This window comes from Pseudomonas sp. Leaf48 (genome assembly GCF_001421885.1).
Lineage (GTDB): Bacteria > Pseudomonadota > Gammaproteobacteria > Pseudomonadales > Pseudomonadaceae > Aquipseudomonas.
In genome coordinates this window covers 621,666-648,348 of sequence record NZ_LMLH01000028.1, presented here as the reverse complement: position 1 = coordinate 648,348, position 26,683 = coordinate 621,666, and the positions used below count along the sequence as shown (strand labels likewise).

Genomic DNA, 26,683 nt, shown 5'->3' with positions numbered 1-26,683 from the left:
TAAGCACCACGCCAGGCAAGGACCACGGGCCCTTGCCTGGCTATTGCCGCGCCGCGCATCGTTATATTATGGCATCAACCTAAGAAGGGATTTCGCCGTGCGCTGGCTCAGGAATGCCATAAGTTTAACCGTCACGCTGGTGACCTTGCTCTGCATGCTGCCGGCCTTTGCCGCGCAAGGCAGTGGCTGGGCGATATTGCTCGACGAACAGGGCGATCTGCAACTGAGCGACATCCGCTCCGCACGTTACACCAATCAATTCAGCCCCATCGAACTCGACCACATCACCGCGGCCGAACCCGGTGGCGCGCTATGGTTACGCTTCAGGCTTACCCCGGGCAAGCATGAACAACTGTTGCGAGTCTTCGCACCCGACCTGCGCCAGTTGAATCTGTATGTGCTCGATGGCGACACTCTGATCGAACACTCCAGCACGGGCAACGAACAGCCCCTGGCTGAGCGGCCACTGCCCAGTACCGACTTCATGTTGCCGTTGCCACAAAGCGAGAAACCCCTCGACGTTTATCTGCAACTGGCCTCCGACCACCAGTTGCGGCCTTACATCACCCTGCAATCGGCGGTCGTGACCGCGGCCAGACAAACCCAGATGCTGATTTATGGCCTGCTGTTCGGGTGCATCGGCATGCTCGTCCTGCACAACCTCATCCGCTATGCCTACACCCGGTCACGCAGCAGTTTGTGGTTGGCGACATGCGAAGCGATGTTAATGCTCAGCCTGATGCTGTTGTTGAACCTGGCCGGGCCATGGCTGCCGGACTGGCGCGCACTGCAAACGCCGGGCGCTTACCTGGCGTTGTTGCTGACGGCACCTTGCGGCCTGATGCTCGCTTACCAGTTCTTCTCGCCACTCGGTCCGCATCCGCTGAACAGGATACTGCTGGGTGAGGTCGTCATCATCACGGCCTGTAGCCTGATGCTGCTGTTCGTCAACACCCTGCCACTGAACCTGATCACCTACGCCCTGGTTGCCCTGGCCGGTCTGACCATGCTGTTCGTGAGCGCTTATCACTGGCAAAAAGGCTATCGCCCGGCACGCTATTTCGTGGCCGCCATGGTGGTATTCAACCTCGGGACCCTGGTGATCCTGCCTGCCCTGCTGGGGCTGACGTTGATCGAGCCCCAAGGTTTGATCACCACCCTGCTCGCCTTCGTCTGCATCAGTGGTTTGCTGATGAGCATCGCCTTGAGCGAGCGCCAGCGCAGTATCACCGAAGACCGTTTCAGCATCAGCCGCGACCTGGCTGCCAGCAACGCCGAGATCAACGCCAAGGCCGAGTTCCTGGCGAAGATCAGTCATGAGATCCGCACCCCGATGAATGGCGTTCTGGGCATGACCGAGCTGCTGCTGGGCACGCCACTCTCGGTCAAGCAGCGCGACTATGTACAAACCATCCACAGCGCCGGTAATGAACTGCTGACGCTGATCAACGAAATCCTCGACATTTCCAAGCTCGAATCCGGGCAGATAGAACTCGATGATGTGCAGTTCGACCTCAATGCGTTGATCGAGGACTGCCTGAGCATCTTCCGCGCCAAGGCCGAGCAGCAGAACGTCGAACTGATCAGCTTCATTCAACCGCAGGTGCCGCGGGTGATCAGCGGCGACCCTACCCGTTTGCGTCAGACCCTGCTGAGCCTGCTGGAAAATGCCCTGAAGAAAACCGACGAAGGTGAAATCCTGATCGTCGTGGCACTGGATGAACGGACGACCAAACCGCGCCTGCGCATCGCCGTGCAGGACAGCGGCGAGCCGATGGACGCCCAGGAGCGCGACGCGCTCATGCATGCCGAACTGCACAGCCGACACTTCCTCTCGGCCACCCATCTGGGCGGAAATCTGGGGCTGGTGATCGCTCGCCAGTTGATTCGCCTGATGCAAGGCGAGTTCGGCATCAAGAGTGGCAACAACCAGGGCAGCACCTTGTGGCTGACCCTACCCCTCGACCCGGACCGCCTCGAACACCCGACTTCTGACCTCGATGGCCCGTTGCAAGGTGCCCGCGTGCTGGTGGTGGACGACAACGACACTTGTCGCAAAGTGTTGGTTCAGCAGTGCACTGCCTGGGGCCTTAACGTGAGTGCGGCCTCATCCGGCAAGGAGGCCCTGGCATTGCTGCGTACCAAGGCGCACCTGCGCGATTATTTCGACGCGGTCCTGCTCGACCAGAACATGCCCGGCATGACCGGCATGCAACTGGCAGCCAAGATCAAGGAAGACCCGAGCCTGAACCACGACATCCTGCTGATCATGCTCACCGGCATCAGCAACGCGCCCAGCAAGATCATTGCGCGCAATTCAGGGATCAAGCGCATCCTCGCCAAACCGGTGGCCGGTTATACCCTCAAGACGACCCTGGCCGACGAACTGACCCAACGCAACAAAGGCCTGATTGTCACCCAGCAACCACAAATCGGCCCGGGCCCGGCGGTCATGGTACCGAGTGATTTCCGCATTCTGGTGGCCGAGGACAACAGCATCTCGACCAAGGTCATCCGCGGCATGCTCGGCAAGCTCAACCTTCACCCGGACACCGCCTGCAATGGCGAAGAAGCCTTGCAAGCGATGAAGGCCCAGCGCTACGACCTGGTCCTGATGGACTGCGAAATGCCGATCCTCGACGGCTTCTCGGCGACCCAGCAACTGCGCGCCTGGGAAGTCGGCAACCAGCGGGTCCGCACCCCGGTGGTGGCATTGACCGCCCATATCCTTGCCGAACATAAAGAGCGTGCACGCCAGGCCGGCATGGACGGGCACATGGCCAAACCGGTTGAACTGTCGCAGTTGCGCGAGCTGATCGAACACTGGGTCGCCCAGCGCGACCAGCAGAATCGCGCAGCGACCCATACCTCTTGAGCCGACAGACTTCAAAACGCCTGATAGACTCCCCTCGACCTTCCTCACCGACGAGCTACGCACCATGCTCCACGAGTTGTTCAGCGTTTACCTGAAGATGCTGGTGCTCTACAGCCCGTTCTTCGTCTTGTCCTGCTTCATCAGCCTGACACGCGGTTATTCACGCAAGGAACAGAAGCGGCTGGCCTGGAAAGTGGCATTCGCCACCCTGGTCTCGAGCGTGCTCCTGTATCTGTTCGGCCGGATGATTTTCGGTGTCTTCGGCATCACGGTGGACGCATTCCGCATCGGTGCCGGCAGTGTGCTGTTCATCTCGGCACTGGGCATGGCCCAGGGCAAGTCAGCTGTACAGACCGACAACGTGCAGCAGGATGTCACCATCGTCCCGCTGACCATTCCGCTGACGGTCGGCCCCGGCACGATCGGTGCCTTGCTGGTAATGGGCATAGGCCAGCCGCATTGGGACGACAAGCTCACAGCCATTCTCAGTATCGCCCTGGCCAGTTTCACCGTGGGGGTGGTGCTGTACCTGTCGAGCCGCATCGAGCGCATTCTGGGTGACCAGGGCTTGCAGATTGTCAGCCGGTTGATGGGGTTGTTTGTGTGTGCGTTGGCGGCGCAGATTATTTTTACCGGGGTGAAGGGGTATCTGGTTCCTTGAAAGCTCGATTTATATCGGCGCTTTCAGCGCCCTGGTGGTATCACGGGCTTTGATGCTCACTTGCACACGCCGAAGAAAGCCAATGACATTTCGCCATTGGCATTATTTTATTACTTGCCTGCTTTCTTGCGCCGCTGGATCCTTTTACTCATCGCAGCATTGAAATGGTCGCCAAGATACTCTTCGAGATCTTTTTTCACTGCCGCATAGCGAAGAGGATTGAAAGTAATGTAGGAAGTTCCTCGGAAAATATTGCGACCTGAACTTTTCCAGTCAAAGAAAATCACTCCCTTCTCGTCACTTCCACCGTTAACATCAATTGACGAAAGCGAAGTCAGGATAATACCGTTCGTCAATTGATCACATGGCATTATCGCCAGCCTTACCCCTTTATCCTTGGCAACCTCACTATTAAACAAATTTATCGCTTCGGGTTCGTTTTTCAAGGCACCCAAAGTCGAATCCAGCACCGCATTGAGCGCAGTAGCCCCGGGGATTGCTGCTTTTGCGGCATCGACACCCGCTTTGACGATATCGGTAACGATATTATCCATTGTCAGTTGATGGGATTGCTTGTGATAGACCGTATAACCAGAGTCAGCGACAAAACAACCAACTTCATCCATGCATTTCAGAAACGCAAGATACCAGGCCTGCGGATCGCCACCATCATCATCTGGAACTTCGAAACTCGCTTCAAGCTTCGAAAACTTGATGAGATTTTCGATAATCGCCATATTTTCCAGCGATATGTTGCCGCCATAGCCTATCAGCGTATTACCCAGTACTAGCGCATCCAGCTCTTTGGTTGGACTGGAAGGTTCCACTGCCGAAAAATTTTTTACTCGAGATGCAGATAACCGCCTTGACTGACGTTTACGCAGGCGCTCGCGAACCAATTCGACACTTTGCGCAACACTAATCACACTTTCCATATTATCCATGCTCAAGCTTCCTTTTATGAGTGATTTCATGCCCTGTCCGGCATAAAACAAGATTAACGCATCACCCTCCCTGACCAACAAACAAAATACTCATTCAACTTATGTATATCCAGCAACCATAACAATCAAAACCAGCCCCAAGGAATCAACTCGACAAGAAATCCACATACAACAAGTACCGTCATGGCGCTAACCTGTCCCACCTACAAACCATGCACAACTTCATACGCCCCAGGAATTACTTATGAGCAATACAGCACCCACCGGAATGGTTATGAGCCATAATCTTATTTCATGTATCGGCGAGTTATCCCTGCACGACTTTGACAATTTGACTGACTGCACACAACTCGCAACAACGTCAGCCGACCTTGCTCATAATCGCTATGCCGCTACGAATGACTGGCTGGATGAATACGTTCGAACGTTTTGGCATCTTGGATGGTCGCTTCATGAAGGTGCCATCACTACACGCACTCGGTCGATCATTACCGGGAGCATTGCTGAATTTCTGGTGCAGAGCGCGCAATCCATGAGCGATCCCCGTCAAGGGAACGCCATGATCGATACCCTGGACGCCTTGAAGCAGGACAAACCCGCCGTAAACTCACTGGATGAAGAGAGCCTTAAAGGACGGCGCTTCCAGGTAGCGCCAGCCCGTTACGACTCAAAGGGGGACCTTCATATGGCCGTCTTTAATCTTGAATTGAGCAGCCATACCGAACGGAGCAACTTTCTGTTTTGGGCCTGGGAAAAACAATCAGCAGAACTTATTCAGCAGTGGGCGTTTCTTAAACTGGATAGAAACAAACTCGAGTCAAAAAGGCAGTCCATGGAGGCTAAACTTCGTAAGCAAGTCACGCAACGGTTTGCGTTGAGGAAGCGGCAGCAGTAACGATCGCCGTTGATTAGAGGCCAAAAGCCTTTACCTCTCAGATCGACGTTAAAACGCCCTCGAAAGGGCGTTGGTTGATCAAGTCGCGGGCTTGTCGCCATACCATCGCGGCGTATAGACCCACTCCCCCCCATCCGCGCGAGGGAATACACAGGTAGTGGACGAACCGATCAGCACCATGGTGCGCATATCCACCTGATCCGGGGTCAAAGCTCCCAGCGTGGTGACACGCAAGGTCTGGCCCGGTCGACCGATATCCCTGCCCAGCACCACCGGCGTTTCAGCGATGCGATGCCGTGCGACGATCTCCAGCGCACGTCCCAGTTGCCATGGCCGGGAGCGGGAAATCGGGTTGTAGAACGCCAGCGCCAGATCTGCTTCGGCGGCCAGATCCAGTCGCTTCTCGATGATTGACCAGGGTTTGAGGTTGTCCGACAGGGACATCACGCAGAAGTCATGCCCCAGCGGCGCACCGGCCTGAGCAGCGGTGGCGAGCGAAGCGGATACCCCCGGCAGAATTTCCAGATCGACGTTATGCCAGGCCGGATCACTCGACTCATGCAACGCCTCAAGTACTGCCGCCGCCATGGCGAACACACCCGGGTCACCAGAGGACACGACGATCACCGAACGACCCTGTGCCGCCAGTTCGAAAGCGTGGCGGGCACGCTGCATTTCTTCGCGGTTGTCGGTGCAGTGCAGCACTTGATCGGCGCGAAACGGCCCGGCCATGCGCACGTAGGTTTCGTAACCCAGTACATCGGTGGCCCGCGCCAGTTCGGCCTTGACCGCCGGCACCATCAGCTCGGCTGCGCCAGGGCCGAGGCCGATTACCGCCAGTCGCCCGCGCGCCCTGCCGATTTGCGCGACTTGCAGCGGCTGATCGGCTATGGCAATCGCAATATTGTCGAGGGGCACTTCGACGGTCGCTCCAGGCACCGCACTACGGGCCAAGGCGCCGATATCGACCGCCGGCGCCACGAAGCGCAGCGGCACGCCTAACTCCAGCGCCGCTTCACGCAACGTGGGATTGGCCATCTGATCGTCCGCCGCCAGAAGGCAAGCCACCGATTGCACCGCGACGTTGGCCTGCTGCAACGCCGCGCGAATCGCCTGCGGCACATCCACCACACCAGTGCTGACCGCCACGGCGACACTCCGTGGATAGATCAGTAATTCATCAGCCCTGGCCTCACGCGCGGCGCTGCCGACATGAATCGAACGAAGCGCCGCCGGATCCTCGGGCAACTGCGCCTGATCCAGCCAGGGCGCGTTACCTTCGACACGCACGCTGTGCCCGGCCAGCAGATCGGAAACGAAACGCTTGCCCAGCTCCAGATCGCCAAGGGTGTAGCCGCTGGGCGGATTGAGCAGGCAGGTACCGAAGCGCAATTCGCCACTGGTGGTGATCGCCGCTGCAACCTGCAGCCCGGCCGCAATTTCCCGTGCCATGACATTCACCCCGCCAAGGCCACCGAGCAGCGGCACCACGGCGCTGCCATCTTCGGCCACCGCGAGCACCGGCGGCTCGGCGCCCTTCTCCAGCAACAACGGCGCCAGCGTGCGGATCACGATCCCGGCGGCGCACAGGGCAATGATCGGCGAGTCTTGCTGATACAGCTCGCGCAAGTTCGCGCCGAATTCATGATAGTCACGGTCCGCACCCTCGACCCGCCCGACCAGGCCGTGGATCAAGGCGCCGGGGTACACCTGTTGAATCTTGCGCGCGGTGGCGAGGCTGCCATTGCCGAGAATGACAATTGCCGGAGCTGGACGAGTCATCAGCCTTGCCACCTTTCACCCGGAACGATGATCAACGAGAAGTAAGGCGAGGACATCGGTTCGACCTGATCCAGTGGCACGATCTTCTGATTGGCCATGGTCGCGCGCTCGACATACAACGCGCGTTCGGCCAAACCGAGTTCTTCCAGCACCTGACGCACCTTGGGAAAGTTACGCCCCAGCTTCATGATTACCGCCGCATCGGCATCAGCCAGACGGCGTTTGAGATCATCGTGAGGCAGCACGCCGGACAACACCGACAGGCTCTGATTGCGATACACCAGCGGCGCCCCCAGCACCGAAGCACCGCCGAGCATCGAGCACACGCCTGGTACGACTTCGGCCTGATAGCGCTCGGCGAGCCGGTCGTGCAGGTACATGTAGGAGCCATAGAAGAACGGATCGCCTTCGCAGATCACTGCCACATCACGACCCGCGTCCAGATGCGCAGCGAGCTCCTGTGCAGCGTCATCATAAAAGTCGCTGATCACCTGCTCATAGGACAGCGGTGCCGGCAAAGCTTCGGTGGTCACCGGATACACCAGCGGCAGCAAGGTTTGAGCGCCCTGCAAATGCGCTTCAATTATGCCAAAGGCATTGCCCTTCTTGCCCTTGGCGACGAAGTACGCCACCACCGGAGACTCGCGCAGCAAGCGCAACGCTTTGACAGTAATCAGTTCCGGATCACCGGGGCCCACGCCAAGGCCGATCAATCGTCCAGGTTGCTGCATTATTCGATCTCCGTGGCGAGGGCATTGACGGCGGCGGCGGCCATGGCGCTACCACCGAGGCGACCTTGCATGATGACAAACGGCACGCCACGGCTGTCCGCCGCGAGCATCGCCTTGGACTCGGCGGCACCGACGAAGCCCACCGGAAAACCGAGGATCAGCGCCGGTTTCGGTGCGCCGGCATCGAGCATTTCCAGCAAGTAGAACAGTGCGGTCGGCGCGTTGCCAATCACCACCACGCTGCCTTCCAGATGCGGGCGCCACAGTTCCAGCGCGGCGGCGGAACGGGTGTTGCCCAGTTCACGTGCCAGCTCCGGCACGCTGTCATCGCGCAGCGTGCAGATCACCGGATTGTTCGCCGGCAAACGGGCGCGGGTCACACCTTCGCTGACCATCCGCGCATCGCACAGGATAGGCGCGCCGGCGGCCAGCGCGTCGCGCCCGGCCTTGCCCGCCCCTTCGGAAAACTGCAAACCGTCGATGGCCTCGACCATGCCGCAGGCATGGATCACACGGACGGCGAGTTTCTCCAGATCGGCCGGGATACGGTCGAGGTTGGCCTCGGCGCGAATGATCGCGAAGGAGTTGCGATAGATCTCCTGACCGTCGCGGATGTAATCAAGCATCAAGGGGGCTCCGAGAGAGGGCGTCGAGCAAGGTCGCGGCCGCTTCAATAGTAAGGTTGCGTGCGTGCAGCGTGCCGAAACCCGGCTGCGCTGGATCGCGAAAATAGAGGTCGTAGTAACCGGGGGCGATGGCCAGGAGTGTGACGGGTGCGGTGTGTGCGGCGGCACAGGAGCGCGGGCATCCGCTCAAATGCACACTCAGCGCAGCCCCCTGACGTTGCAGCAGCGCCGCCAATTGCAGCGCATCGCCCTTGGTGTCGGCCAGCCCCTTGGCGCACCCGTGTGAACCGGTACAGGCAATCAAACCGGTCAACGGATGACTGGCCTGACACTGCAGGCCCAGCCCTTGTAGACGCTGGATGACTTCAACGGCATCAGCCAATCGGACATTGGGCAACAACAGGCTTTGCCATGGTGTGAAACGCAGGCTGGCGTCGCCGAACTCCTGGGCGAGTTGCGCCGCGCCCCGGAGCATCGCCGGCGCTAGGCGACCCAAAGGAGGCGCCGCCCCTACATAAACGAAAGCAGGATCAGCCTGGGGATGGCTACCAATGTGCAGGACATCTGCGTGGGGGACACGCTGCCAATCGACAACGGCCTGAACGGCTACACGCCTGGCCAGCCGCGCCAGCAGATCCTCGACCCTGTACTCGACCAACAAATGGCGCATCCGCGTTTGCTCGGGGCGCGCAAGGTCGAGGAACAACTCAAGCACAGCGACCACCAGATCATGGCCATCGTCGAGGGCAACCGAACCGGCCGGCCTGTCCGTGGGACATCCCGCCAGACCGAATGCCAGCCGTCGTTCGCCGTTTTGCACAAATGCCGAGAGCCACAGGTCATGGGGATGTTCGAGCATCGCCAGGGCCTCGCCACCATCGAGTTGTACGGCAAACTTGGCGCTGAGATCGTGGAAAGGTTCATGACTCTGCAGCGTGGCGAGGATCTGTTGCGCCAACGGGCGTGTGTCGACCAGCATGTGCCGGTCAATCCCGGCGCCCGGGCTGAGCATCAGGTTGCGCACATCATCGCCCGCCGCCGTGCGCGGCCCCAACCCGGTAGCCAGCAGGCTGTCGATTAATGCCGCGTGCGCACTGCCAATGCCGCGAATCTGCAGGTTGGCGCGGTTGGTTGCCTCGATCACACCACCGGCGAACTGTTCAGCCGCTGCTGCCACCGCTACGGCCTGTGCGCTGCTGATCGACCCACCCGCAAGCTTGATCCGGCAGATACCGCCATCCAGTGCCGGGACAATACGCAGCAACCCCGGACAGGCCGAGGGGCGCAAGCTGCAAGATGGTGGACGTTGGTTCAAGGATGACCCGTTCAGGTGGCAAGGCAATGGACGGCAAAAGTGCGCGGTATTATGCCTGCTTTACTTCACCGCATGAAAAGACTCCGGTCGGGAATACAAGGCAGTCAGCTCAGGGAACCCGCGCTATCATGCCGCCCAATAACGATGAACGCGCGATTGAGGGACGGCATGACACCCTGGCTGACGGTAGTAGGCATTGGTGAAGACGGTTTCAAAGGCCTGGGCAAGAATGCCCGCCATGCGTTGTTGCGTGCATCGAAGATCTTTGGCGGCCAGCGGCATCTGGATTTATTGCCAGCGTGCATAGGCGGCGAACACCTGACTTGGCCCAGCCCCTTCTCCCTCGATCCGTTGCTGGCGCTGCGGGGTGAACCCGTGTGCGTCCTGGCCAGCGGCGATCCGATGTTCTTCGGTGTCGGCGCCAGCCTCGCTCGACTACTGCCCTGCGATGACATGCTGATACTGCCGGCACCCTCATCCTGCTCACTGGCCGCCGCGCGAATGGGCTGGCCGTTGCAGGATGTGGTGACGCTGTCGGTGGTCGCCCGCCCGATCACGGCGCTCAACGCGCAGTTGTTCTGCGGCATTCGTTTGCTGGTACTCAGCAACGACGGCCAAAGCCCTGCCGCGATTGCCGCGCTGTTACGCGAACGCGGATTCGGGCCGAGTCGTCTGAGCGTGCTGGAACATCTGGGCGGCAAAGCCGAACGTCGTATCGATGGCATCGCCAGCGACTGGACCGATCCGGAAATCGCCGACCTGAACCTGGTCGCCATCGAGTGCATCGCTGAACCCGGCACACCGCGCCTGTCGCGTCTGGCCGGCCTGCCCGACTCGGCATTCAGGCACGACGGCCAGCTGACCAAACGCGATGTACGCGCGATCACCCTCGCCCGCCTCGCCCCGGTCCCTGGCGAACTATTGTGGGATGTCGGTGCCGGCAGTGGCTCGATCGGCATCGAATGGATGCGCGCCCATCCTGGCTGCCGGGCGCTGGCCATCGAGGCGGATGACGGGCGGCAACAGTTGATCGAGCACAATCGTGATGCCCTCGGCGTGCCCGGCCTGCAATTGATTCGCGGCAGTGCGCCGCAAGCCCTGGCCGGGCTGGAAGCTCCGGATGCGATTTTCATCGGCGGCGGCGTCACTCGTGAAGGCGTGCTCGACACCTGCTGGGCCGCGCTCAAGCCCGGGGGTCGCCTGATCGCCAATGCCGTCACCCTGCAAAGCGAAATGGCCCTGATGGCGTGGCGCGAAATGCACGGCGGCGAGCTGACCCGCATTCATATCGCTCAGGCACAACCGCTGGGAGAATTCGATACCTGGCGCCAGGCCTTGCCGATTACCCTGCTGGACGTGACAAAACCTTTCGATGCGTGACGAAACCGCCGAACAACCCGCCCCGCTGCGCAGTGGCCTGACCACTGGCAGTTGCGCCACCGCCACCTGCCTCTCTGCCGCACGCCTGTTGCTCGCCGGCAGCAGCGCTGACGCGGTGCAGATCGTGTTGCCCAAGGGTAAACAGGTGCAGATGCGCCTGGAGTTCTGCCGCCTGACCGATGACGGTGCGGAAGCGGGCACGATCAAGGATGCCGGCGACGATCCGGACGTCACCCACGGCGCCCTGCTCTACTCCCGGGTACGCCTGAGCAGCGAACCGGGGGTTCGTTTCCATGCCGGGCGTGGCGTCGGCACGGTGACCCGGCCCGGGCTGGTGCTGGCCGTCGGTGAGCCGGCGATCAATCCGGTGCCGCGCAAAATGATCACTGATCACTTGACCCTACTGGCCTGCGAACATGGCTACAGCGGTGGTTTCGAGGTCACGGTAAACGTGAAGGATGGCGAAGCCCTTGCGTTGAAAACCATGAACCCGCGCCTGGGCATTCTCGGCGGCTTGTCGATCCTCGGCACCAGTGGCATCGTCCGGCCATTTTCCTGCGCGGCCTACATTGCCTCGATTCATCAAGGCATAGACGTAGCCAAGACCAACGGTTACCTGCACATCGCCGCCTGCACCGGCAACGCCAGCGAGGACACCATGCGCCGGGTTTACGACCTGCCGGAAATTGCCCTGATCGAAATGGGCGACTTTGTTGGTGCCGTGCTCAAGCACCTGCGCAAAGTGCCTGTGGATAAACTCAGCCTGTGTGGCGGCTTTGGCAAGATCAGCAAGCTGGCGGCCGGGCACATGGATTTGCACAGCCGTCATTCGAGCATCGACCTGCCGCAGCTGGCGTTATGGGCGGCAGCCATCGGCGCCGATGCGCAACTACAGCAAGGCATCCGCGAAGCCAATACCAGTCAACAAGCCCTGGCGATGGCCAGTGCGGCGGGAATTGCCCTGGGCGATGAGGTGTGCCGGCATGCCCTGGAATTTGCCCGCAGCGTGGTACCGGCGCAGGTTCAGGTGGAAGTCTTTGCTATCGATCGCCAGGGTGGAATTGTCGGCCACGCGGGAGCTTTTCAATGAAGCGCATTTTGTTGCTCGGCGGTGTGACCGAAGCCCTGGCCATCGCCCGAACGCTGGGGCCGCAGCATATCTACAGCCTGGCCGGCGTCGGCCGGGTACCGACGGATCTGCAGTGCCAGGTTCGCGTAGGCGGCTATGGTGGTGCAGAAGGCCTGGCGCAGTTTGTTCGCGATGAAGGCATCGATCTGTTGCTCGATGCCACTCATCCCTACGCTGCGCAAATCAGCCACAACGCCGCAACCGCCGCTCGCTTGAGCAGCATTCCCTGCTGGGCATTGCGGCGTCCGGCGTGGCAGGCCCGGACGGGGGATGACTGGCGAGAAGTCAGGGATTGGGCCGAACTGATCGAAGCCCTGAAACCTTTCCGTCGACCACTGTTTACCCTGGGTCGCGAACCCCTGGAGCATCTGCACGAAATCCCCCCTGAGCAATTCTGGACCCTGCGCGCGCTGGAGGTTTATCCCGGCAACGCCCGCTGCGAAGTGATCGGCGCCCGCGGGCCTTTCCTGCTCGACGATGAACGCGCCTTGTTTGCACGCCGCCACATCGACGTGCTGATCAGCAAAAACAGCGGCAGCGCCGCCACCGAACCGAAGCTGGACGTGGCGCGCGAGCGTGGGCTGCCGGTGATTGTCCTGCAGCGGCCGCCATTGCCGAGTGTTGAACGGGAGTTTGAGTCGGTGGCGCAAGCGCTGGCAGCGCTCTCGCTATCGAATCGCTTTTGATGCCTGCATAATTTTCGACTTCTCCTACAGCTCCTTCAGATAAAGCCGGTATCGACTCTACGATTCCAGCCCTAAAGTCAGCCCCCCGCTGATCTCGTCAAGCGCATCGCTGCACAAGTCAAATCAAAAACGAGGCGAAAGCCTGTACAAAGCGCTGAGCAGCACTGGCAATCCGGAATTCGCGACTATTATGAAAGTGATGAAGGCGTTGGGTTTGCGATTGCATGCTGTTGCTCTCTGAACGCTGCGACACCACACCGCACGCGGTGTTTTTACTTATCGGCCTTGATCAGGCTAAATAGCCCGCGCCTGATCGCTCACCCAACCGGATTTGTCCCATGTCCCGACAACGGCTCGCAATTGCCTGGATAGCCTGTTTCGCAGTGCTGTTCAACCTGCTCGCCATGCCGATGTCCGGAGCAATGGCGCAGTCGGCCAAGGCGCCTGCCGAACAATTGTTGTGGGGCAGTTTCTGTTCGTCCGGTGGCACCAAGATGGTGGCGATTTCCCTGGGCGATATCGGGCAGAAAGCCCCGCAAGGCGACGAACACTCCAACATGCAGCATTGCTGGTGCTGCTCCGGTTCCGCTGCGCTGGTGGCGCTACCCGGGCATGAACCGCAACTGTATTTCGCCCGTTTCGAATCCAATCGAAGCCTGCCCGCCGCTTCTCTCGATACACCGACACCGCGCCAGCAATGGCCGAGCCTCAACCCCCGCGCGTCTCCTCTGGTGTGATTCTTTCTCGCAATTGACCTGCGTCCTGAATCGCCCTGGAGAACTGCCATGTTGAACAAACTCATCGTCCTGGCCGCCTTGCTGCTGCCTGCCTGCTTTGCCAATGCCGACGAATACAAGGTCGGCGCACTGGAAATCGCCACCCCCTGGTCCCAGGAGTTGCCGCCTAACGCACCGACCGTGGCTGCCTATTTCGTCATCCACAACCAAGGCAACGCTGCCGACCGTCTGCTCAGCGTCGACTCGCCGGTTTCCGGCGAAGCTCAGCTGCACGAGCATGTGATGCACAACGACCTGATGAAAATGCAGCCGGTAACCAGCGTGCAAATCCCTGCGGGCGGCGAAGTCACTTTCGCGCCGATGGCTTACCACGTGATGTTGGTGAATCTCAAAGACCGCAGCCTGCTCAGTGACGGCAAGCACTTTCCATTGACCCTGCACTTCGAGAAGGCCGGTGACGTGACGGTCGAAGTTGTGGTGCGCAAGCAGGCACCGGATAGCGTGCAAGCGCACGTACACAACCCGTAATCGCCTGAGTCAAAGCCGCCCATGCGCCCGCTTAGCGCCAGCAGATCCTTGCCCGTCCGTCAGCCATTGAGCCTGACACGCGGCAGTTGGATCAGCCTGTTCGCCATGCTGATGATCTTTATCGGTCCGCTGATTTCTCAGTCGATGCCGATGGATTCGCGCACCCCCATGCCTATGAACATGCCCATGGATATGAGCATGGACATGAGCATGGATATGGCGGCAATGGATCACGCCGACCACGGCACTCAAGCTGCCGCCGAACACTGTCCACCTGCAGCCGGGCATCATGCGCTGTGGGAAAAATGTGGCTATTGCAGCCTGCTGTTCAACTGCCCGGCACTCACCGGTGGCGAGTCTTTCACGACGTTCGCCATCGCGCACGCCAACACCTTCACCCCACCCTCACCTCACTTGGGCCATGCCCGGCAAACCTTCTTCCCTGGCGCCCGCAGCCGCGCCCCGCCCGTCGTCGCGTAAACAACCACTCCGGATTTCACACACGGTTGAGAAGACAGCCCGAGGCTGCCGACCGTGTCGTTTACGAATGTTCGATGGAAATTGTCATGTCCAGGTTTTCTGCTGTCCCGTGCTTGAGCATTGCCCAAGCCTCTTTAGCTCTGAACGAATCCAGTGTTCGTTTCAGGCACGCCACCGCGATCCTGTGCGGTGCCTTGCTGGCGCCATCTGCGCTGGCCGATGACCATTCAGCTCACAGTGAAGAACTGAGCCCGACGGTCATCACCGCCATTGCTCCGAGTTCACCCCTGACCATCGTCACCAACCCCAAGGACCCGCGCCAACCGGTACCGGCCAGCGATGGCGGTGATTATCTGAAAACCATTCCGGGCTTCGCCCTGGTGCGCAATGGCGGCACCAATGGCGATCCGGTGCTGCGCGGCATGTTTGGCTCACGCCTGAATATCCTCACCAACGGCAGCATGCTGCTGGGCGCCTGCCCAGGCCGCATGGACGCCCCGACCTCGTACATTTCGCCGGAAACCTACGACCAGCTCACCGTGATCAAAGGCCCGCAATCAGTTCTATGGGGACCAGGCGCCTCGGCCGGCACCGTCCTCTTCGACCGCGAACCGGAACACTTCGGCGAACTGGGCACGCGGGTAAACGCCAGCGTACTGGCCGGCTCCAATGGCCGCTTCGACAAAGTCGTTGATGCGGCCGCCGGCGGCCCGTCGGGCTACGTGCGAGTCATCGGCAACACCGCACACTCTGACGATTACCAGGACGGTAACAACGACACCGTGCCGTCGCGCTACGACAAATGGAACGGTGACGTTGCCGTTGGCTGGACCCCGAACGCCGATACCTTGCTGGAGCTGACTGCCGGCAAGGGCGATGGCGAAGCGCGTTACGCCGGGCGCGGCATGGATGGCTCACAGTTCCTGCGTGAGAGCCTTGGCCTGCGCTTCGAGCAATCGAACATCGGTGACGTGCTGGATAAGGTCGAGGCGCAGGTCTACTACAACTACGCCGATCACGTGATGGACAACTACACGCTGCGCACGCCGTCCGGTACCGGGATGATGGCCGGCCCCATGGCGTCAAACGTCGACCGTCGCACCCTGGGTGCCCGGATCAAGGCCACCTGGCGCTGGGCGGATGTGCAACTGATCAGCGGCCTCGACGCGCAGACCAACGAACACCGCCAGCGCAGTGCCATGGGCATCGACACCTACAAAAACCAGCCCTTCACCAAGGACGCCGACTTTCACAATTACGGCGTGTTCAGCGAGCTGACCTGGTACGCCGCCGACCGTGACCGCTTGATCAGCGGCGCACGCCTGGATCGCGCTTCGGCCAAGGATTACCGGCAAACACTCGGCTCGGGAATGTCGACCCGGCCCAATCCGACCCTCGACGACACCCGTGCCGACACCCTGCCGAGCGGTTTCGTCCGCTACGAGCACGACCTGGCCGACAGCCCGACCACCCTGTACGCAGGCCTCGGCCACAGCCAGCGCTTTCCCGATTATTGGGAGCTGTTTTCGCCTAACTCCGGCCCCGCAGGTTCAGTGAACGCCTTCGATTCGATCAAGCCGGAAAAAACCACTCAGCTTGATTTCGGCCTGCAATACAAAACCGCAGACCTTGAAGCCTGGGCCTCGGGTTACATCGGCCAGGTGCGCGACTACATCCTGTTCGACTACACCCCCGGGATGATGGGTACGACCTCGCAAGCGCAGAACATCGACGCGCGAATCATGGGCGGCGAGCTGGGCGCGGCCTACAACCTGACCGCCAACTGGAAAGCCGATGCAACCCTGGCCTACGCCTGGGGCAAGAACAGCAGCGATGGCAACGCCTTGCCGCAGATGCCACCCCTGGATGCGCGTTTCGGTCTGACTTACAGCGAAGACAACTGGAGCGCCGGGGCACTGTGGAGAGTGGTCGCGGCGCAAAACCGTATCGACCAGAACAAGGGCAACGTAGTCGGCAAGGACTTCGACAAGACGCCGGGTTTCGGCGTGTTCTCCCTCAACGGTGCCTGGCGGATCAACAAAAACTGGAAGGTCAGCAGTGGCGTCGACAACCTGTTCGGCAAGGCTTACGCCGAGCATTTGAACCTGGCCGGCAACGCAGGTTTCGGCTATCCGGCCAGTGACCCGCAAGCCATCAAGGAACCGGGGCGCACGCTCTGGACCAAGGTCGATATGAGTTTCTGACAAGAAAAAAGATCGCAGCCTCAGGCTGCTCCTACATTGGACCGCCGTACACCCTGTAGGAGCTGTCGAGTGAAACGAGGCTGCGATTTTTTAAACAATAAATGATTTCGCCACAGCGGAGCACACGTGATGAAACAGCCCAAAGTGAATTTCTACAACATGGCCTGGCGCTGGCATTTCTATGCCGGGTTATTCGTCGCGCCTTTCATGGTGATGCTGGCCCTGACCGGCACCATCTACCTGTTCAAACCGCAGCTCGACTCGCTGATGTACAGCAGCCTGTTCAACGTGCCGGCCGGACATCACACTGTGCCGGCCGATGACCTGCTGACACGGGTCAAAGCTGCTTATCCACAGGGCCAGGTCAGCCAGTACCTGCCACCGGTAAATACGCAGCGCAGCGCGCAGTTCGTCGTCCTCGACGCCGGCAAGGAGCTGAACGTTTTCGTCGACCCCTACCACGGTGACATTCTCGGCGAGCAAGACGCGAAGAAAAACCTGCAGGCCATTGCCCGGGCGATTCATGGCGAACTGATGATCGGCACCGTGGGTGATCGACTGATCGAACTGGCCGCCGGTTGGGGCATTGTGCTGGTGGTGTCCGGCGTGTTCCTGTGGTGGCCGCGCGGCCAGGCCGCTGGCATTTTGTGGCCGCGCCTGAACAGCCGCGGTCGCGTGCTGTGGCGTGACCTGCACGCTGTGACCGGGTTCTGGGGTGCATCCCTGCTGCTGGTGATGCTGCTCAGCGGCATGACCTGGACCGGGTTCTGGGGCAAGCAATATGCAGAAGTCTGGAACACCTTCCCGGCCGCCATGTGGGATGACGTGCCCAAGTCCGATGTCGAGGCGCGCAGCCTCAACACCGCCACGCGCCAGACCGTGCCATGGGCCATGGAAAACACACCGATGCCAATGTCCGGCGGCCATGCCGAACACATGGGTCACGACGCTGCATCTGCCGGCCCGGCCGCGCCGACCATCCGCCTGCAAGACGTGCAGAACATCGCCACCCAACGCAAGGTCGAAGCAGGCTACAGCATCACCTTGCCGACCTCCGCGACCGGTGTGTTCACCATCGCCGTATTCGCCGACGACCCGCGCAACGACGCCACCCTGCATGTTGATCAGTACACCGGCAACGTTCTTGCCGATGTGCGCTTCGAGCATTACGGGACCGTCGCACGCGCCACGGAGATTGGCGCGATGCTCCACGAAGGCAAAATGTTCGGCGTGTTAAACCAGATTATCGTGCTGCTGATTTGCCTGATGATTCTGCTCAGCGCCGTCAGCGGCGTGGTGATCTGGTGGAAGCGTCGCCCGCAAGGCAAGTTCGGGGTACCGCCGCTGCGCCACGACCTGCCGAAATGGAAAACCGCGATGGTGATCATGTTCGCCCTGGCGGTAGCGTTCCCGCTGGTGGGTGCTTCGCTGGTGGTGGTCTGGCTGCTCGATCGGGTGCTGTTGTCGCGCTTCACCCGACAAACTGAACCGACCTCATCGTCCTCATGAGGCAGGCGATCGCCCGAACTCTCCTCTGACGTGCAGGAGCTGCCGCAACCTGCGGCAGCTCCTGCAGGCACACCTTGCGCCCCAATGTGGCGCACCTCTTCGCACCACTGCCCCGACCTCGTCCCTTCATGGTGCGCCAGCGCCCCGCACAACTGCTCTGGCACGGTATTTCCCTGTCTTTTCCCGACCGGGCACAGCCCTTGCTAAAGACCCTTCAGTAGTCCGCATCTGCCAACCAAGAAAACTTCCAAGTTCATGGAGATCGCACAATGAAGCGTCGCAGCTTGATCAAGGCTTTCACACTATCGGCAAGCATTGCCGCCATGGGTATGACCTGGACCGTCCAGGCTGCTGAGACCATCAAGGTCGGCATCCTGCACTCCCTGTCCGGGACCATGGCGATCTCCGAGACGTCGCTCAAGGACATGGCCTTGATGACCATCGACGAAATCAACGCCAAGGGCGGTGTGAACGGCAAGATGCTCGAACCGGTAGTCGTGGACCCTGCATCGAACTGGCCCCTGTTCGCCGAGAAGGGCCGACAGTTGCTGACCCAGGACAAGGTCGCTGTGGTGTTCGGCTGCTGGACTTCGGTGTCGCGTAAGTCGGTGCTGCCGGTGTTTGAAGAACTCAACGGCCTGCTGTTCTACCCGGTGCAATACGAAGGTGAAGAGATGTCGCCGAACGTGTTCTACACCGGTGCCGCACCGAACCAGCAAGCGATCCCGGCGGTGGAATACCTGATGAGCGAAGAAGGTGGCAGCGCCAAACGCTATTTCCTGCTTGGCACCGACTACGTCTACCCGCGCACCACCAACAAGATTCTGCGTTCGTTCCTGCACTCCAAAGGCGTGGCCGACAAGGACATCGAAGAGGTTTACACGCCGTTCGGTCACAGCGATTACCAGACCATCGTTGCCAACATCAAGAAGTTCTCGGCGGGCGGCAAGACTGCCGTTATTTCCACGGTCAACGGCGACTCCAATGTGCCGTTCTATAAAGAGCTGGCCAACCAGGGCTTGAAAGCTACGGATGTACCGGTCGTGGCGTTCTCGGTGGGTGAAGAAGAGCTGCGCGGCATCGACACCAAACCATTGGTGGGCAACCTGGCAGCGTGGAACTACTTCGAGTCGGTGGAAAATCCGGCGAACAAGAAATTCGTCGCTGACTGGAAAGCCTACGCCAAGAAACACAACCTGCCGGGTGCCGATAAAGCGGTGACCAACGACCCGATGGAGGCCACCTACGTGGGTATCCATATGTGGGCCCAGGCTGCGGAAAAAGCCAAATCCACCGACGTCGACAAAGTCCGCGAAGCCCTCGCCGGCCAGACGTTCGCTGCGCCGTCCGGTTACACCCTGACCATGGACAAGACCAACCACCACCTGCACAAGCCGGTGATGATCGGCGAGATCCAGGCCGACGGTCAGTTCAACGTGGTGTGGCAGACCGAGGGACCGATCCGTGCCCAGCCATGGAGCCCGTTCATTCCGGGTAACGACAAGAAGCCGGAATATGCGGTGAAGAGCAACTGAGGCGAATTCGGGTTTTGAGGCGGGCTTGAGAACCACCCCCTCACCCCAACCCTCTCCCCCAGGGGGGAGAGGGGGAAAGGGAGCCGATCTTCAAGCTTTTCAAAGGCTGAGTTCGACGCAATACGGAGCCGGTTTTCAAGCTTTTCAAAGCCTGAGTTCGACACAGGATTRYCAGGTCGATGCTGATGACCAAACAACCCGGWCAGCGTCCTCGCCCACAAGCGTGCGAGGGAAATGGAGCCGGTTTTCAAAGCGCCCACAAGCGTGCGAGGGAAATGGAGCCGGTTTTCAAAGCCTGAGTTCGACACAGGATTGCCAGGTCGATGCTGGATGACCAAACAACCCGGTCAGTCCCCTCTCCCTCTGGGAGAGGGTTAGGGTGAGGGGCGGATTCAACGCCGAACCCAGCTCCATCGGCCACCGCAGACAGGAACCACCACCAATGCCCACTGCCTTGCACCGCTTCATCCTCGCCATGGCACTGCTACTGCCGATGGCCTCCCATGCTGGTGACGCCGAAGACTTCGTCGCCGCAAACCCCATGCAGCAAGCAAAACTGCTTGAATCCTGGGCCGCCCAACCCGACCCGGTCCGTATCGAACTGGTCAACGCCCTGCAACAAGGCGAATTGACCGTCGACGGCCAGCCGAAAACCCTGCGCCTGAACAACCGCCTGCGGGGCCTGATCGACACCGCGCTGGCCAGCCATCAGCTCCTCGCCGCCGATGCCAAGATACGTCTGGGCGCCGCACAGCAACTGCAGAAAAGTGCAAAACCGGCGCAGCTGAAATTCCTCGACCAGCAACTGGCGGGCGAAAAAGACGAAACCGTTCACGCCGCCCTGAGCCTGGCCCTGGCCAACCTGCAACTGGTCGATGCGGAGCCCGCCGTGCGCCTCGCCGCCGTGCGTTTGCTGGGTGCAACCGGCGACCCGTTGGCCCGCACTCGCCTCGAAGGCTTGCTCGAACCGGGCGTCGAAACCGATGCCGGCGTACGTACCGCCGCCGAAACCAGCCTGGCTCAAGTCAAACGCAAACTGCTGGTGGGCGAACTGCTTGGCCAGGCCTTCAGCGGCATGTCGCTCGGCTCGATTCTGCTCCTGGCGGCCCTGGGTCTGGCCATCACCTTCGGCCTGCTCGGCGTGATCAACATGGCCCACGGCGAAATGCTGATGATCGGCGCCTACTCGACTTATGTCGTGCAGTTGCTGTTCCAGCGCTACGCCCCGCAGGCCATCGAGTTCTACCCGTTGATCGCCCTGCCGATGGCGTTTTTTGTCACCGCGGCGATCGGCATGGCGCTGGAACGCACGATCATTCGCCATCTCTATGGCCGGCCGCTGGAGACCCTGCTCGCCACCTGGGGCATCAGCCTGATGCTGATTCAACTGGTGCGTCTGGTGTTCGGCGCACAGAACGTGGAAGTCGCCAACCCGGCATGGCTGTCAGGCGGCATTCAAGTGCTGCCGAATCTGGTGCTGCCATACAACCGCATCGTGATCATTGCCTTCGCCCTGTTTGTGGTGGTGCTGACCTGGCTGCTGCTGAACAGGACGCGCCTGGGTCTCAACGTCCGCGCAGTCACTCAGAACCGCAACATGGCGGCCTGCTGCGGCGTGCCTACCGGGCGTGTAGACATGCTCGCCTTCGGGCTGGGTTCGGGCATTGCAGGACTCGGCGGCGTCGCCCTGAGCCAGATCGGCAACGTCGGCCCGGACCTCGGCCAGAGCTACATCATCGACTCGTTCCTGGTGGTGGTGCTGGGCGGTGTCGGCCAACTGGCGGGCAGCGTACTGGCCGCCTTCGGCCTGGGCATTGCCAACAAGATTCTCGAACCGCAGATCGGTGCAGTACTCGGCAAGATCCTCATCCTCGCGCTGATCATTCTGTTCATCCAGAAGCGTCCGCAAGGCCTCTTCGCACTGAAAGGACGGGTGATCGACTGATGAACCAGCCCCTGATGCTCACGGCCACACAAAAGGCCGGCCCCAAGGTAACCCTCGCTGTCGGTGCAGTGACCCTCGTTGTGCTGCTGGCATTGCCGCTGCTCTCGCTGCTGTCGCCGGACAGCTCACTGCACATCTCTGCCTATACCCTGACCCTGGTGGGCAAGATTCTTTGCTACGCCATCGTCGCCCTGGCCCTGGATCTGGTCTGGGGTTACGCCGGATTGCTGTCGCTCGGTCACGGCCTGTTCTTCGCCCTCGGCGGCTACGCGATGGGCATGTACCTGATGCGCCAGGCCTCCGGCGATGGCTTGCCGGCCTTCATGACCTTCCTGTCGTGGACCGAATTGCCGTGGTACTGGACCGGCACAAGCAGCTTCCTCTGGGCCATGTGTCTGGTGGTCTTGGCGCCTGGATTGCTGGCGCTGGTGTTCGGCTTCTTTGCCTTCCGTTCGCGGATCAAGGGCGTGTATTTCTCGATCATGACCCAGGCCCTGACCTTCGCCGGCATGCTCCTGTTTTTCCGCAACGAAACCGGCTTTGGCGGCAATAACGGCTTCACCAATTTCCGCACCATTCTCGGTTTCGGCATCACTGAACCCGCGACCCGCGCGGTACTGTTTTTCGCCACGGTGCTGTTGCTGCTGGCGAGCCTGTTCATCGGCTGGCGGCTGGCGCAAAGCAAGTTTGGCCGGGTGCTGACCGCGCTTCGGGATGCCGAGAACAGGCTGATGTTCTGCGGTTACGACCCCCGTGGCTTCAAGCTGTTCGTCTGGGTGTTGAGCGCCGTGTTGTGCGGCCTGGCGGGTGCCTTGTACGTGCCGCAAGTCGGGATCATCAACCCGAGCGAAATGTCGCCGACCAACTCCATCGAAGCCGCCGTCTGGGTGGCACTCGGCGGTCGTGGCACCTTGATAGGTCCGCTGCTCGGCGCTGGCGTGGTCAATGGCATGAAGAGCTGGTTCACCGTGGCTTTCCCGGAGTACTGGCTGTTCTTCCTCGGTGCGCTGTTCATCGTCGTGACCCTGTACCTGCCCAAGGGCGTGATCGGTCTGCTGAAGAAAAGAGGTGAACAATGAGAGTGACTGCGACAGCTGAGTTCATGCTCGAACCGGCCTTCTTTCCAGTGGAGCCGAACAAGGATGCCGGCAGCAGCCGCGACGCCATTGGCCTGGGCCAACGCGTCGGCCCAGGCCTGGACACTCGTCACGGCACCATCCTGACCCTGGAGGACATCAGCGTCAGCTTTGATGGATTCCGCGCCCTGAACAATCTGAACCTGTACATCGGCGTCGGCGAACTGCGCTGCATCATTGGCCCCAATGGCGCGGGCAAGACCACACTGATGGACGTCATCACCGGCAAGACCCGGCCCAGCCACGGCAAGGCCTGGTTTGGCGAGACCCTGGACCTGACGCAGATGAGCGAAGTGCAGATCGCCCAGGCCGGCATCGGTCGCAAGTTCCAGAAGCCGACGGTGTTTGAAGCACTGAGCGTGTTCGAGAATCTGGAACTGGCGCAGAAAACCGACAAGTCGGTATGGGCCAGCCTGCGAGCGCGCTTGAGTGGCGAACAGAAAGATCGCATTGGCGAAGTGCTGGACACCATACGCCTGACGACCTCGGTCAACCGCCCAGCCGGTCTGCTCTCCCATGGCCAGAAGCAGTTCCTGGAAATCGGCATGTTGCTGATGCAGGACCCGCAACTGTTGTTGCTCGACGAACCGGTGGCCGGCATGACCGACGCCGAAACCGAATTCACCGCAGAGCTGTTCAAAAGCCTGGCCGGCAAGCACTCACTGATGGTGGTGGAGCACGACATGGGTTTCGTCGGCTCCATCGCCGACCACGTGACCGTGTTGCACCAGGGCAGCGTGCTGGCTGAAGGGTCGCTGGAGCAGGTGCAGGATAACGAGCGGGTGATCGAGGTGTACCTCGGTCGCTAGACCTGTAAACACAGCCCCCTGTGGGAGCCGGCTTGCTGGCGATGGCGGCGTGTCAGCCAACATCATGGTCGCCTGCCCCACCGCGATCGCCAGCAAGCCGGCTACTACAGGGGTTGAGAGGAATTTGAAGATGCTGCAAGTCGACAAGCTGCACCAGTACTACGGCGGAAGCCACATCCTGCGCGGCCTGACGTTCGACGTGAAGGTCGGTGAGGTCACCTGCCTGCTCGGGCGCAACGGCGTCGGCAAGACCACCCTGCTCAAATGCCTGATGGGGCTGTTGCCTGCCAAAGAAGGCGCGGTGAACTGGGAAGGCAAGCCGATCACCACGTTCAAGCCACACCAGCGGGTGCATGCCGGCATCGCCTACGTACCTCAGGGCCGGGAGATTTTCGGCCGGCTGACCGTGGAAGAAAATCTGCTGATGGGCCTGTCGCGCTTTCCCGGTTCCGAAGCCAGGGAGGTCCCGGCGTTCATCTATGAGCTGTTCCCGGTATTGCTGCAAATGAAACAACGCCGTGGCGGCGATCTGTCCGGCGGCCAACAACAGCAACTGGCTATCGGCCGGGCACTGGCCAGCCGGCCACGCCTGCTGATCCTCGACGAACCTACCGAAGGCATCCAGCCGTCGGTGATCAAGGAGATCGGAGCGGTGATCAAGAAACTGGCGGCCCGTGGTGACATGGCGATCCTGCTGGTGGAGCAGTTCTACGACTTCGCCGCCGAACTGGCCGATCAATACCTGGTGATGTCCCGGGGAGAGATCGTGCAACAGGGTCGCGGCGAAAACATGGAAGCCGAGGGCGTGCGCGGCCTGGTCACTATTTAAAGCTACGCTGCAGGGTTACGATAATCTGTAGCGTCCTAACGATAATTACAAAACATGAATTTACCTGCCTCGCTCCTGTTCACGCCCAGCTGGCACGCCGAGCTGGAACTGGCTTATGCCCGCTTCGGCGAGAGCACGCGCCCTGTCATGCGCCGCCACCAAGGTCCGTTGCGGGTGCAGAAACATCTGTATGCCGAGGGGCCGCAAGTCTGCCAGCACATCATCGTCCACCCTCCGGGCGGTATCGCCGGTGGTGATCGTCTGGACATCACGGCCAAGGTCGAGCGCGATGCCTGGGCGCAAATCACAAGTCCGGGCGCGGCGAAATGGTATCGCGCCGCCGGCCCCGCTTATCAACAGCTGAAACTGCACGTAGCAGCGGGTGCGACCCTGGAATGGCTGCCGCAGGAAACGATCATTTTCAGCGCCGCCCAGGCCGAACTCAGCACCTGCATCAACCTTGAAGGTGATGCCCGGCTGTTCTACTGGGACGTGGTGGCGTTGGGTCGACCGGCCAGTGGTGAGCGTTTCGACCTCGGGCATTTCCAGGCGCACCTGGATATCCGCCGTGACGGCCAGTTGCTCTGGCACGAACGTCAGCGCATTGTCGGGGCTGATGGCTTGCTCGATTCGCCGATAGGGCTGGATGGGCAGCCGGTGTTTGCGACATTACTGGTGACCGGGGAGATTGATAACGAACTGCTTGAGCGCTGCCGCTCGCTGGCCAATGACGTGCGCGGGGATTTGACGCAATTGCCGGGGTTGCTGGTTGCGCGCTGTCTGGCCAGTGAAGCGTTGCTGGCGCGCGGCTGGCTGATTGATTTGTGGCGATTGCTCAGGCCGGCGCTGCTTGGCCGTGAGGCTGTGTTGCCGAGAATCTGGAGTACATGAAGGCCTACCCTCACCCCCCTCCCGCAGGGAGAGGGAGCCTGACCGATGTGATTGTTCAAGACACAAGAATGCAACTGACTGATCCGGACCTTACAGGCAACCGAGACCAGTCCCCTCTCCCTCCGGGAGAGGGCTAGGGTGAGGGGCCGTCGCATCTGACACACCCCACACCGCAAGAACCTCAAAAAACTGCCCTTATGGATTCAAACGATGGACCTGACCCCACGCGAAAAAGACAAGCTGCTGATCTTCACCGCCGGCCTCGTCGCCGAGCGGCGTTTGGCGCGCGGCGTGAAACTCAATTACCCGGAGGCCATGGCCTATATCTCCGCCGCCCTGCTCGAAGGCGCCCGTGACGGTCAGACCGTGGCCGAGCTGATGCACTTCGGCACCACCCTGCTGAGCCGCGAACAAGTGATGGAAGGCATCCCGGAAATGATCCCGGAGATCCAGGTCGAGGCCACCTTCCCCGACGGCACCAAACTGGTCACCGTCCATCAACCCATCGCCTGAGGCCGGGTCATGACTTACCACATTCGCGATGCCCTGCATGCCGACCTGCCGGCCATCCGTGACATCTACAACGACGCCGTGCTCAACACCACGGCAATCTGGAACGAGCAGGCGGTCGACCTCGGCAACCGCCAGGCCTGGCTCAGCGCACGGCAATCCCAGAACTATCCGATCCTGGTGATCGTCGACGCCGATAACGCCGTGCTGGGCTACGCCTCATTCGGCGACTGGCGCCCGTTCGACGGCTTTCGCCACACGGTCGAGCACTCGGTGTATGTGCGCAGCGATCAGCGTGGCAACGGCCTCGGGCCGAAACTGATGGATGCGCTGGTCGAACGCGCCAAAGGCTGCGGCAAGCACGTGATGGTCGCTGCCATCGAAAGCGGCAACGCGGCGTCCATTCGCTTGCATGAGCGGATCGGCTTCGTGACTACCGGACAGATGCCTCAAGTAGGCACCAAGTTCGGCCGCTGGCTGGACCTGACTTTCATGCAATTGACCCTCAATCCCGGCGCGCAGCCACCCGGCGCCAAGCAGGAGTAA

General features: G+C 60.7%; 24 protein-coding genes and 1 pseudogene. 20 read left to right on the top strand and 5 right to left on the bottom strand.

Translation table 11 applies throughout. The features are described from left to right. Positions 1–97: 97 nt before the first annotated feature. Both ASE98_RS18755 and ASE98_RS18750 read left to right on the top strand, forming a co-directional pair. The gene (locus ASE98_RS18755; protein WP_060542813.1) at positions 98–2,875 is read left to right on the top strand and encodes a hybrid sensor histidine kinase/response regulator; all 2,778 of its coding nucleotides are present in this window, start codon (positions 98–100) and stop codon (positions 2,873–2,875) included. A 64-nt stretch (positions 2,876–2,939) separates the two neighbouring features. Beyond that, entirely contained in the window at positions 2,940–3,536 is a 597-nt protein-coding gene (locus ASE98_RS18750) for a MarC family protein (RefSeq protein ID WP_060542812.1), read from the top strand. Positions 3,537–3,646: 110 nt separating this feature from the next. On the opposite strand, the gene ASE98_RS18745 is transcribed toward ASE98_RS18750, so the two are convergent. After that, positions 3,647–4,480 (bottom strand): hypothetical protein, encoded by an 834-nt coding sequence (locus ASE98_RS18745; RefSeq protein WP_060542937.1) that lies wholly within the window; start codon positions 4,478–4,480, stop codon positions 3,647–3,649. 244 nt (positions 4,481–4,724) lie between these two features. Here ASE98_RS18745 and ASE98_RS18740 point away from each other — a divergent pair, with 244 nt between their 5' ends. After that, positions 4,725–5,375 (top strand): hypothetical protein, encoded by a 651-nt coding sequence (locus tag ASE98_RS18740; protein WP_060542811.1) that lies wholly within the window; start codon positions 4,725–4,727, stop codon positions 5,373–5,375. A gap of 78 nt (positions 5,376–5,453) precedes the next feature. On the opposite strand, the gene cobJ is transcribed toward ASE98_RS18740, so the two are convergent. The 4 genes from cobJ to cobG are packed head-to-tail and all read right to left on the bottom strand — an operon-like array spanning position 5,454 to position 9,829. After that, positions 5,454–7,157, bottom strand: coding sequence for a precorrin-3B C(17)-methyltransferase (gene cobJ / locus ASE98_RS18735; protein ID WP_060542810.1), 1,704 nt, complete (start codon positions 7,155–7,157; stop codon positions 5,454–5,456). Then, positions 7,157–7,888 carry a precorrin-2 C(20)-methyltransferase gene (locus ASE98_RS18730; protein ID WP_060542809.1) on the bottom strand — a complete coding sequence of 244 codons (732 nt, stop codon included), beginning with the start codon at positions 7,886–7,888 and terminating at the stop codon, positions 7,157–7,159. Before ASE98_RS18730 ends, cobJ begins: the two co-directional genes overlap by 1 nt. After that, the gene (locus tag ASE98_RS18725; RefSeq protein WP_019650629.1) at positions 7,888–8,514 is read right to left on the bottom strand and encodes a precorrin-8X methylmutase; all 627 of its coding nucleotides are present in this window, start codon (positions 8,512–8,514) and stop codon (positions 7,888–7,890) included. The genes ASE98_RS18730 and ASE98_RS18725 overlap by 1 nt, the downstream gene beginning before the upstream one ends. Next, positions 8,507–9,829 carry a precorrin-3B synthase gene (gene cobG, locus ASE98_RS18720; RefSeq protein WP_060542808.1) on the bottom strand — a complete coding sequence of 441 codons (1,323 nt, stop codon included), beginning with the start codon at positions 9,827–9,829 and terminating at the stop codon, positions 8,507–8,509. Before cobG ends, ASE98_RS18725 begins: the two co-directional genes overlap by 8 nt. Positions 9,830–9,997: 168 nt before the next feature. Between cobG and ASE98_RS18715 the strand changes: the two genes are divergently transcribed. The 17 genes and pseudogenes from ASE98_RS18715 to ASE98_RS18640 all read left to right on the top strand — a co-directional run bounded on the left by ASE98_RS18715 (position 9,998) and on the right by ASE98_RS18640 (position 26,683). Beyond that, on the top strand, positions 9,998–11,209 hold the full coding sequence (locus ASE98_RS18715; protein WP_060542807.1) for a bifunctional cobalt-precorrin-7 (C(5))-methyltransferase/cobalt-precorrin-6B (C(15))-methyltransferase: 1,212 nt from the start codon (positions 9,998–10,000) through the stop codon (positions 11,207–11,209). Continuing rightward, a complete protein-coding gene (locus ASE98_RS18710; RefSeq protein ID WP_060542806.1) occupies positions 11,202–12,299 on the top strand; it encodes a cobalt-precorrin-5B (C(1))-methyltransferase in 1,098 nt (365 codons plus the stop codon). The genes ASE98_RS18715 and ASE98_RS18710 overlap by 8 nt, the downstream gene beginning before the upstream one ends. After that, on the top strand, positions 12,296–13,024 hold the full coding sequence (locus ASE98_RS18705) for a cobalt-precorrin-6A reductase (RefSeq protein ID WP_060542805.1): 729 nt from the start codon (positions 12,296–12,298) through the stop codon (positions 13,022–13,024). The genes ASE98_RS18710 and ASE98_RS18705 overlap by 4 nt, the downstream gene beginning before the upstream one ends. A 136-nt stretch (positions 13,025–13,160) precedes the next feature. Next, positions 13,161–13,265 (top strand): annotated as a pseudogene (locus ASE98_RS27315) (helix-turn-helix domain-containing transcriptional regulator); the annotation flags it as partial. Positions 13,266–13,362: 97 nt separating this feature from the next. Then, positions 13,363–13,761, top strand: a complete 399-nt coding sequence (locus ASE98_RS18700) for a DUF2946 domain-containing protein (RefSeq protein WP_060542804.1) — start codon at positions 13,363–13,365, stop codon at positions 13,759–13,761. A 48-nt stretch (positions 13,762–13,809) separates the two neighbouring features. Continuing rightward, positions 13,810–14,289: a copper chaperone PCu(A)C gene (locus ASE98_RS18695; RefSeq protein WP_060542803.1), complete on the top strand. Its 480-nt coding sequence runs from the start codon at positions 13,810–13,812 to the stop codon at positions 14,287–14,289. A gap of 21 nt (positions 14,290–14,310) precedes the next feature. Beyond that, positions 14,311–14,769, top strand: a complete 459-nt coding sequence (locus ASE98_RS18690; RefSeq protein WP_060542802.1) for a DUF2946 domain-containing protein — start codon at positions 14,311–14,313, stop codon at positions 14,767–14,769. Positions 14,770–14,855: 86 nt separating this feature from the next. Beyond that, complete coding sequence (locus tag ASE98_RS18685; protein WP_060542801.1) at positions 14,856–16,973, top strand: TonB-dependent copper receptor; 2,118 nt, start codon at positions 14,856–14,858, stop codon at positions 16,971–16,973. A gap of 129 nt (positions 16,974–17,102) precedes the next feature. Then, positions 17,103–18,482, top strand: coding sequence for a PepSY-associated TM helix domain-containing protein (locus ASE98_RS18680; protein WP_060542800.1), 1,380 nt, complete (start codon positions 17,103–17,105; stop codon positions 18,480–18,482). Positions 18,483–18,751: 269 nt separating this feature from the next. After that, positions 18,752–20,017, top strand: a complete 1,266-nt coding sequence (gene urtA / locus ASE98_RS18675) for an urea ABC transporter substrate-binding protein (protein WP_060542799.1) — start codon at positions 18,752–18,754, stop codon at positions 20,015–20,017. 442 nt (positions 20,018–20,459) lie between these two features. Further along, complete coding sequence (gene urtB, locus ASE98_RS18670; RefSeq protein WP_060542798.1) at positions 20,460–21,962, top strand: urea ABC transporter permease subunit UrtB; 1,503 nt, start codon at positions 20,460–20,462, stop codon at positions 21,960–21,962. Then, positions 21,962–23,041 (top strand): urea ABC transporter permease subunit UrtC, encoded by a 1,080-nt coding sequence (gene urtC / locus ASE98_RS18665; RefSeq protein WP_060542797.1) that lies wholly within the window; start codon positions 21,962–21,964, stop codon positions 23,039–23,041. The genes urtB and urtC overlap by 1 nt, the downstream gene beginning before the upstream one ends. Continuing rightward, entirely contained in the window at positions 23,038–23,907 is an 870-nt protein-coding gene (gene urtD, locus ASE98_RS18660) for an urea ABC transporter ATP-binding protein UrtD (protein ID WP_060542796.1), read from the top strand. The genes urtC and urtD overlap by 4 nt, the downstream gene beginning before the upstream one ends. A 130-nt stretch (positions 23,908–24,037) precedes the next feature. Next, positions 24,038–24,736: an urea ABC transporter ATP-binding subunit UrtE gene (urtE, locus tag ASE98_RS18655; protein WP_060542795.1), complete on the top strand. Its 699-nt coding sequence runs from the start codon at positions 24,038–24,040 to the stop codon at positions 24,734–24,736. Positions 24,737–24,790: 54 nt separating this feature from the next. Next, positions 24,791–25,627, top strand: a complete 837-nt coding sequence (locus ASE98_RS18650) for an urease accessory protein UreD (protein WP_060542794.1) — start codon at positions 24,791–24,793, stop codon at positions 25,625–25,627. Positions 25,628–25,837: 210 nt separating this feature from the next. Continuing rightward, positions 25,838–26,140, top strand: coding sequence for an urease subunit gamma (ureA, locus tag ASE98_RS18645; RefSeq protein WP_007907366.1), 303 nt, complete (start codon positions 25,838–25,840; stop codon positions 26,138–26,140). Positions 26,141–26,149: 9 nt separating this feature from the next. Next, positions 26,150–26,683, top strand: a complete 534-nt coding sequence (locus tag ASE98_RS18640) for a GNAT family N-acetyltransferase (protein ID WP_060542793.1) — start codon at positions 26,150–26,152, stop codon at positions 26,681–26,683.

Coding starts and splice junctions, on each gene's coding strand:
- ASE98_RS18710 (WP_060542806.1), top strand. CDS start 11,202: ATGCGTGACGAAACCGCCGAACAACCCGCCCCGCTGCGCAGTGGCCTG.
- ASE98_RS18640 (WP_060542793.1), top strand. CDS start 26,150: ATGACTTACCACATTCGCGATGCCCTGCATGCCGACCTGCCGGCCATC.
- urtA (WP_060542799.1), top strand. CDS start 18,752: ATGAAGCGTCGCAGCTTGATCAAGGCTTTCACACTATCGGCAAGCATT.
- urtE (WP_060542795.1), top strand. CDS start 24,038: ATGCTGCAAGTCGACAAGCTGCACCAGTACTACGGCGGAAGCCACATC.
- ASE98_RS18730 (WP_060542809.1), bottom strand. CDS start 7,888: ATGCAGCAACCTGGACGATTGATCGGCCTTGGCGTGGGCCCCGGTGAT.
- urtC (WP_060542797.1), top strand. CDS start 21,962: ATGAACCAGCCCCTGATGCTCACGGCCACACAAAAGGCCGGCCCCAAG.
- ASE98_RS18715 (WP_060542807.1), top strand. CDS start 9,998: ATGACACCCTGGCTGACGGTAGTAGGCATTGGTGAAGACGGTTTCAAA.
- ASE98_RS18750 (WP_060542812.1), top strand. CDS start 2,940: ATGCTCCACGAGTTGTTCAGCGTTTACCTGAAGATGCTGGTGCTCTAC.
- ureA (WP_007907366.1), top strand. CDS start 25,838: ATGGACCTGACCCCACGCGAAAAAGACAAGCTGCTGATCTTCACCGCC.
- ASE98_RS18740 (WP_060542811.1), top strand. CDS start 4,725: ATGAGCAATACAGCACCCACCGGAATGGTTATGAGCCATAATCTTATT.
- ASE98_RS18650 (WP_060542794.1), top strand. CDS start 24,791: ATGAATTTACCTGCCTCGCTCCTGTTCACGCCCAGCTGGCACGCCGAG.
- ASE98_RS18690 (WP_060542802.1), top strand. CDS start 14,311: ATGCGCCCGCTTAGCGCCAGCAGATCCTTGCCCGTCCGTCAGCCATTG.
- ASE98_RS18680 (WP_060542800.1), top strand. CDS start 17,103: ATGAAACAGCCCAAAGTGAATTTCTACAACATGGCCTGGCGCTGGCAT.
- ASE98_RS18705 (WP_060542805.1), top strand. CDS start 12,296: ATGAAGCGCATTTTGTTGCTCGGCGGTGTGACCGAAGCCCTGGCCATC.
- ASE98_RS18745 (WP_060542937.1), bottom strand. CDS start 4,480: ATGGATAATATGGAAAGTGTGATTAGTGTTGCGCAAAGTGTCGAATTG.
- ASE98_RS18695 (WP_060542803.1), top strand. CDS start 13,810: ATGTTGAACAAACTCATCGTCCTGGCCGCCTTGCTGCTGCCTGCCTGC.
- cobJ (WP_060542810.1), bottom strand. CDS start 7,157: ATGACTCGTCCAGCTCCGGCAATTGTCATTCTCGGCAATGGCAGCCTC.
- ASE98_RS18700 (WP_060542804.1), top strand. CDS start 13,363: ATGTCCCGACAACGGCTCGCAATTGCCTGGATAGCCTGTTTCGCAGTG.
- ASE98_RS18685 (WP_060542801.1), top strand. CDS start 14,856: ATGTCCAGGTTTTCTGCTGTCCCGTGCTTGAGCATTGCCCAAGCCTCT.
- urtB (WP_060542798.1), top strand. CDS start 20,460: ATGCCCACTGCCTTGCACCGCTTCATCCTCGCCATGGCACTGCTACTG.
- ASE98_RS18725 (WP_019650629.1), bottom strand. CDS start 8,514: ATGCTTGATTACATCCGCGACGGTCAGGAGATCTATCGCAACTCCTTC.
- urtD (WP_060542796.1), top strand. CDS start 23,038: ATGAGAGTGACTGCGACAGCTGAGTTCATGCTCGAACCGGCCTTCTTT.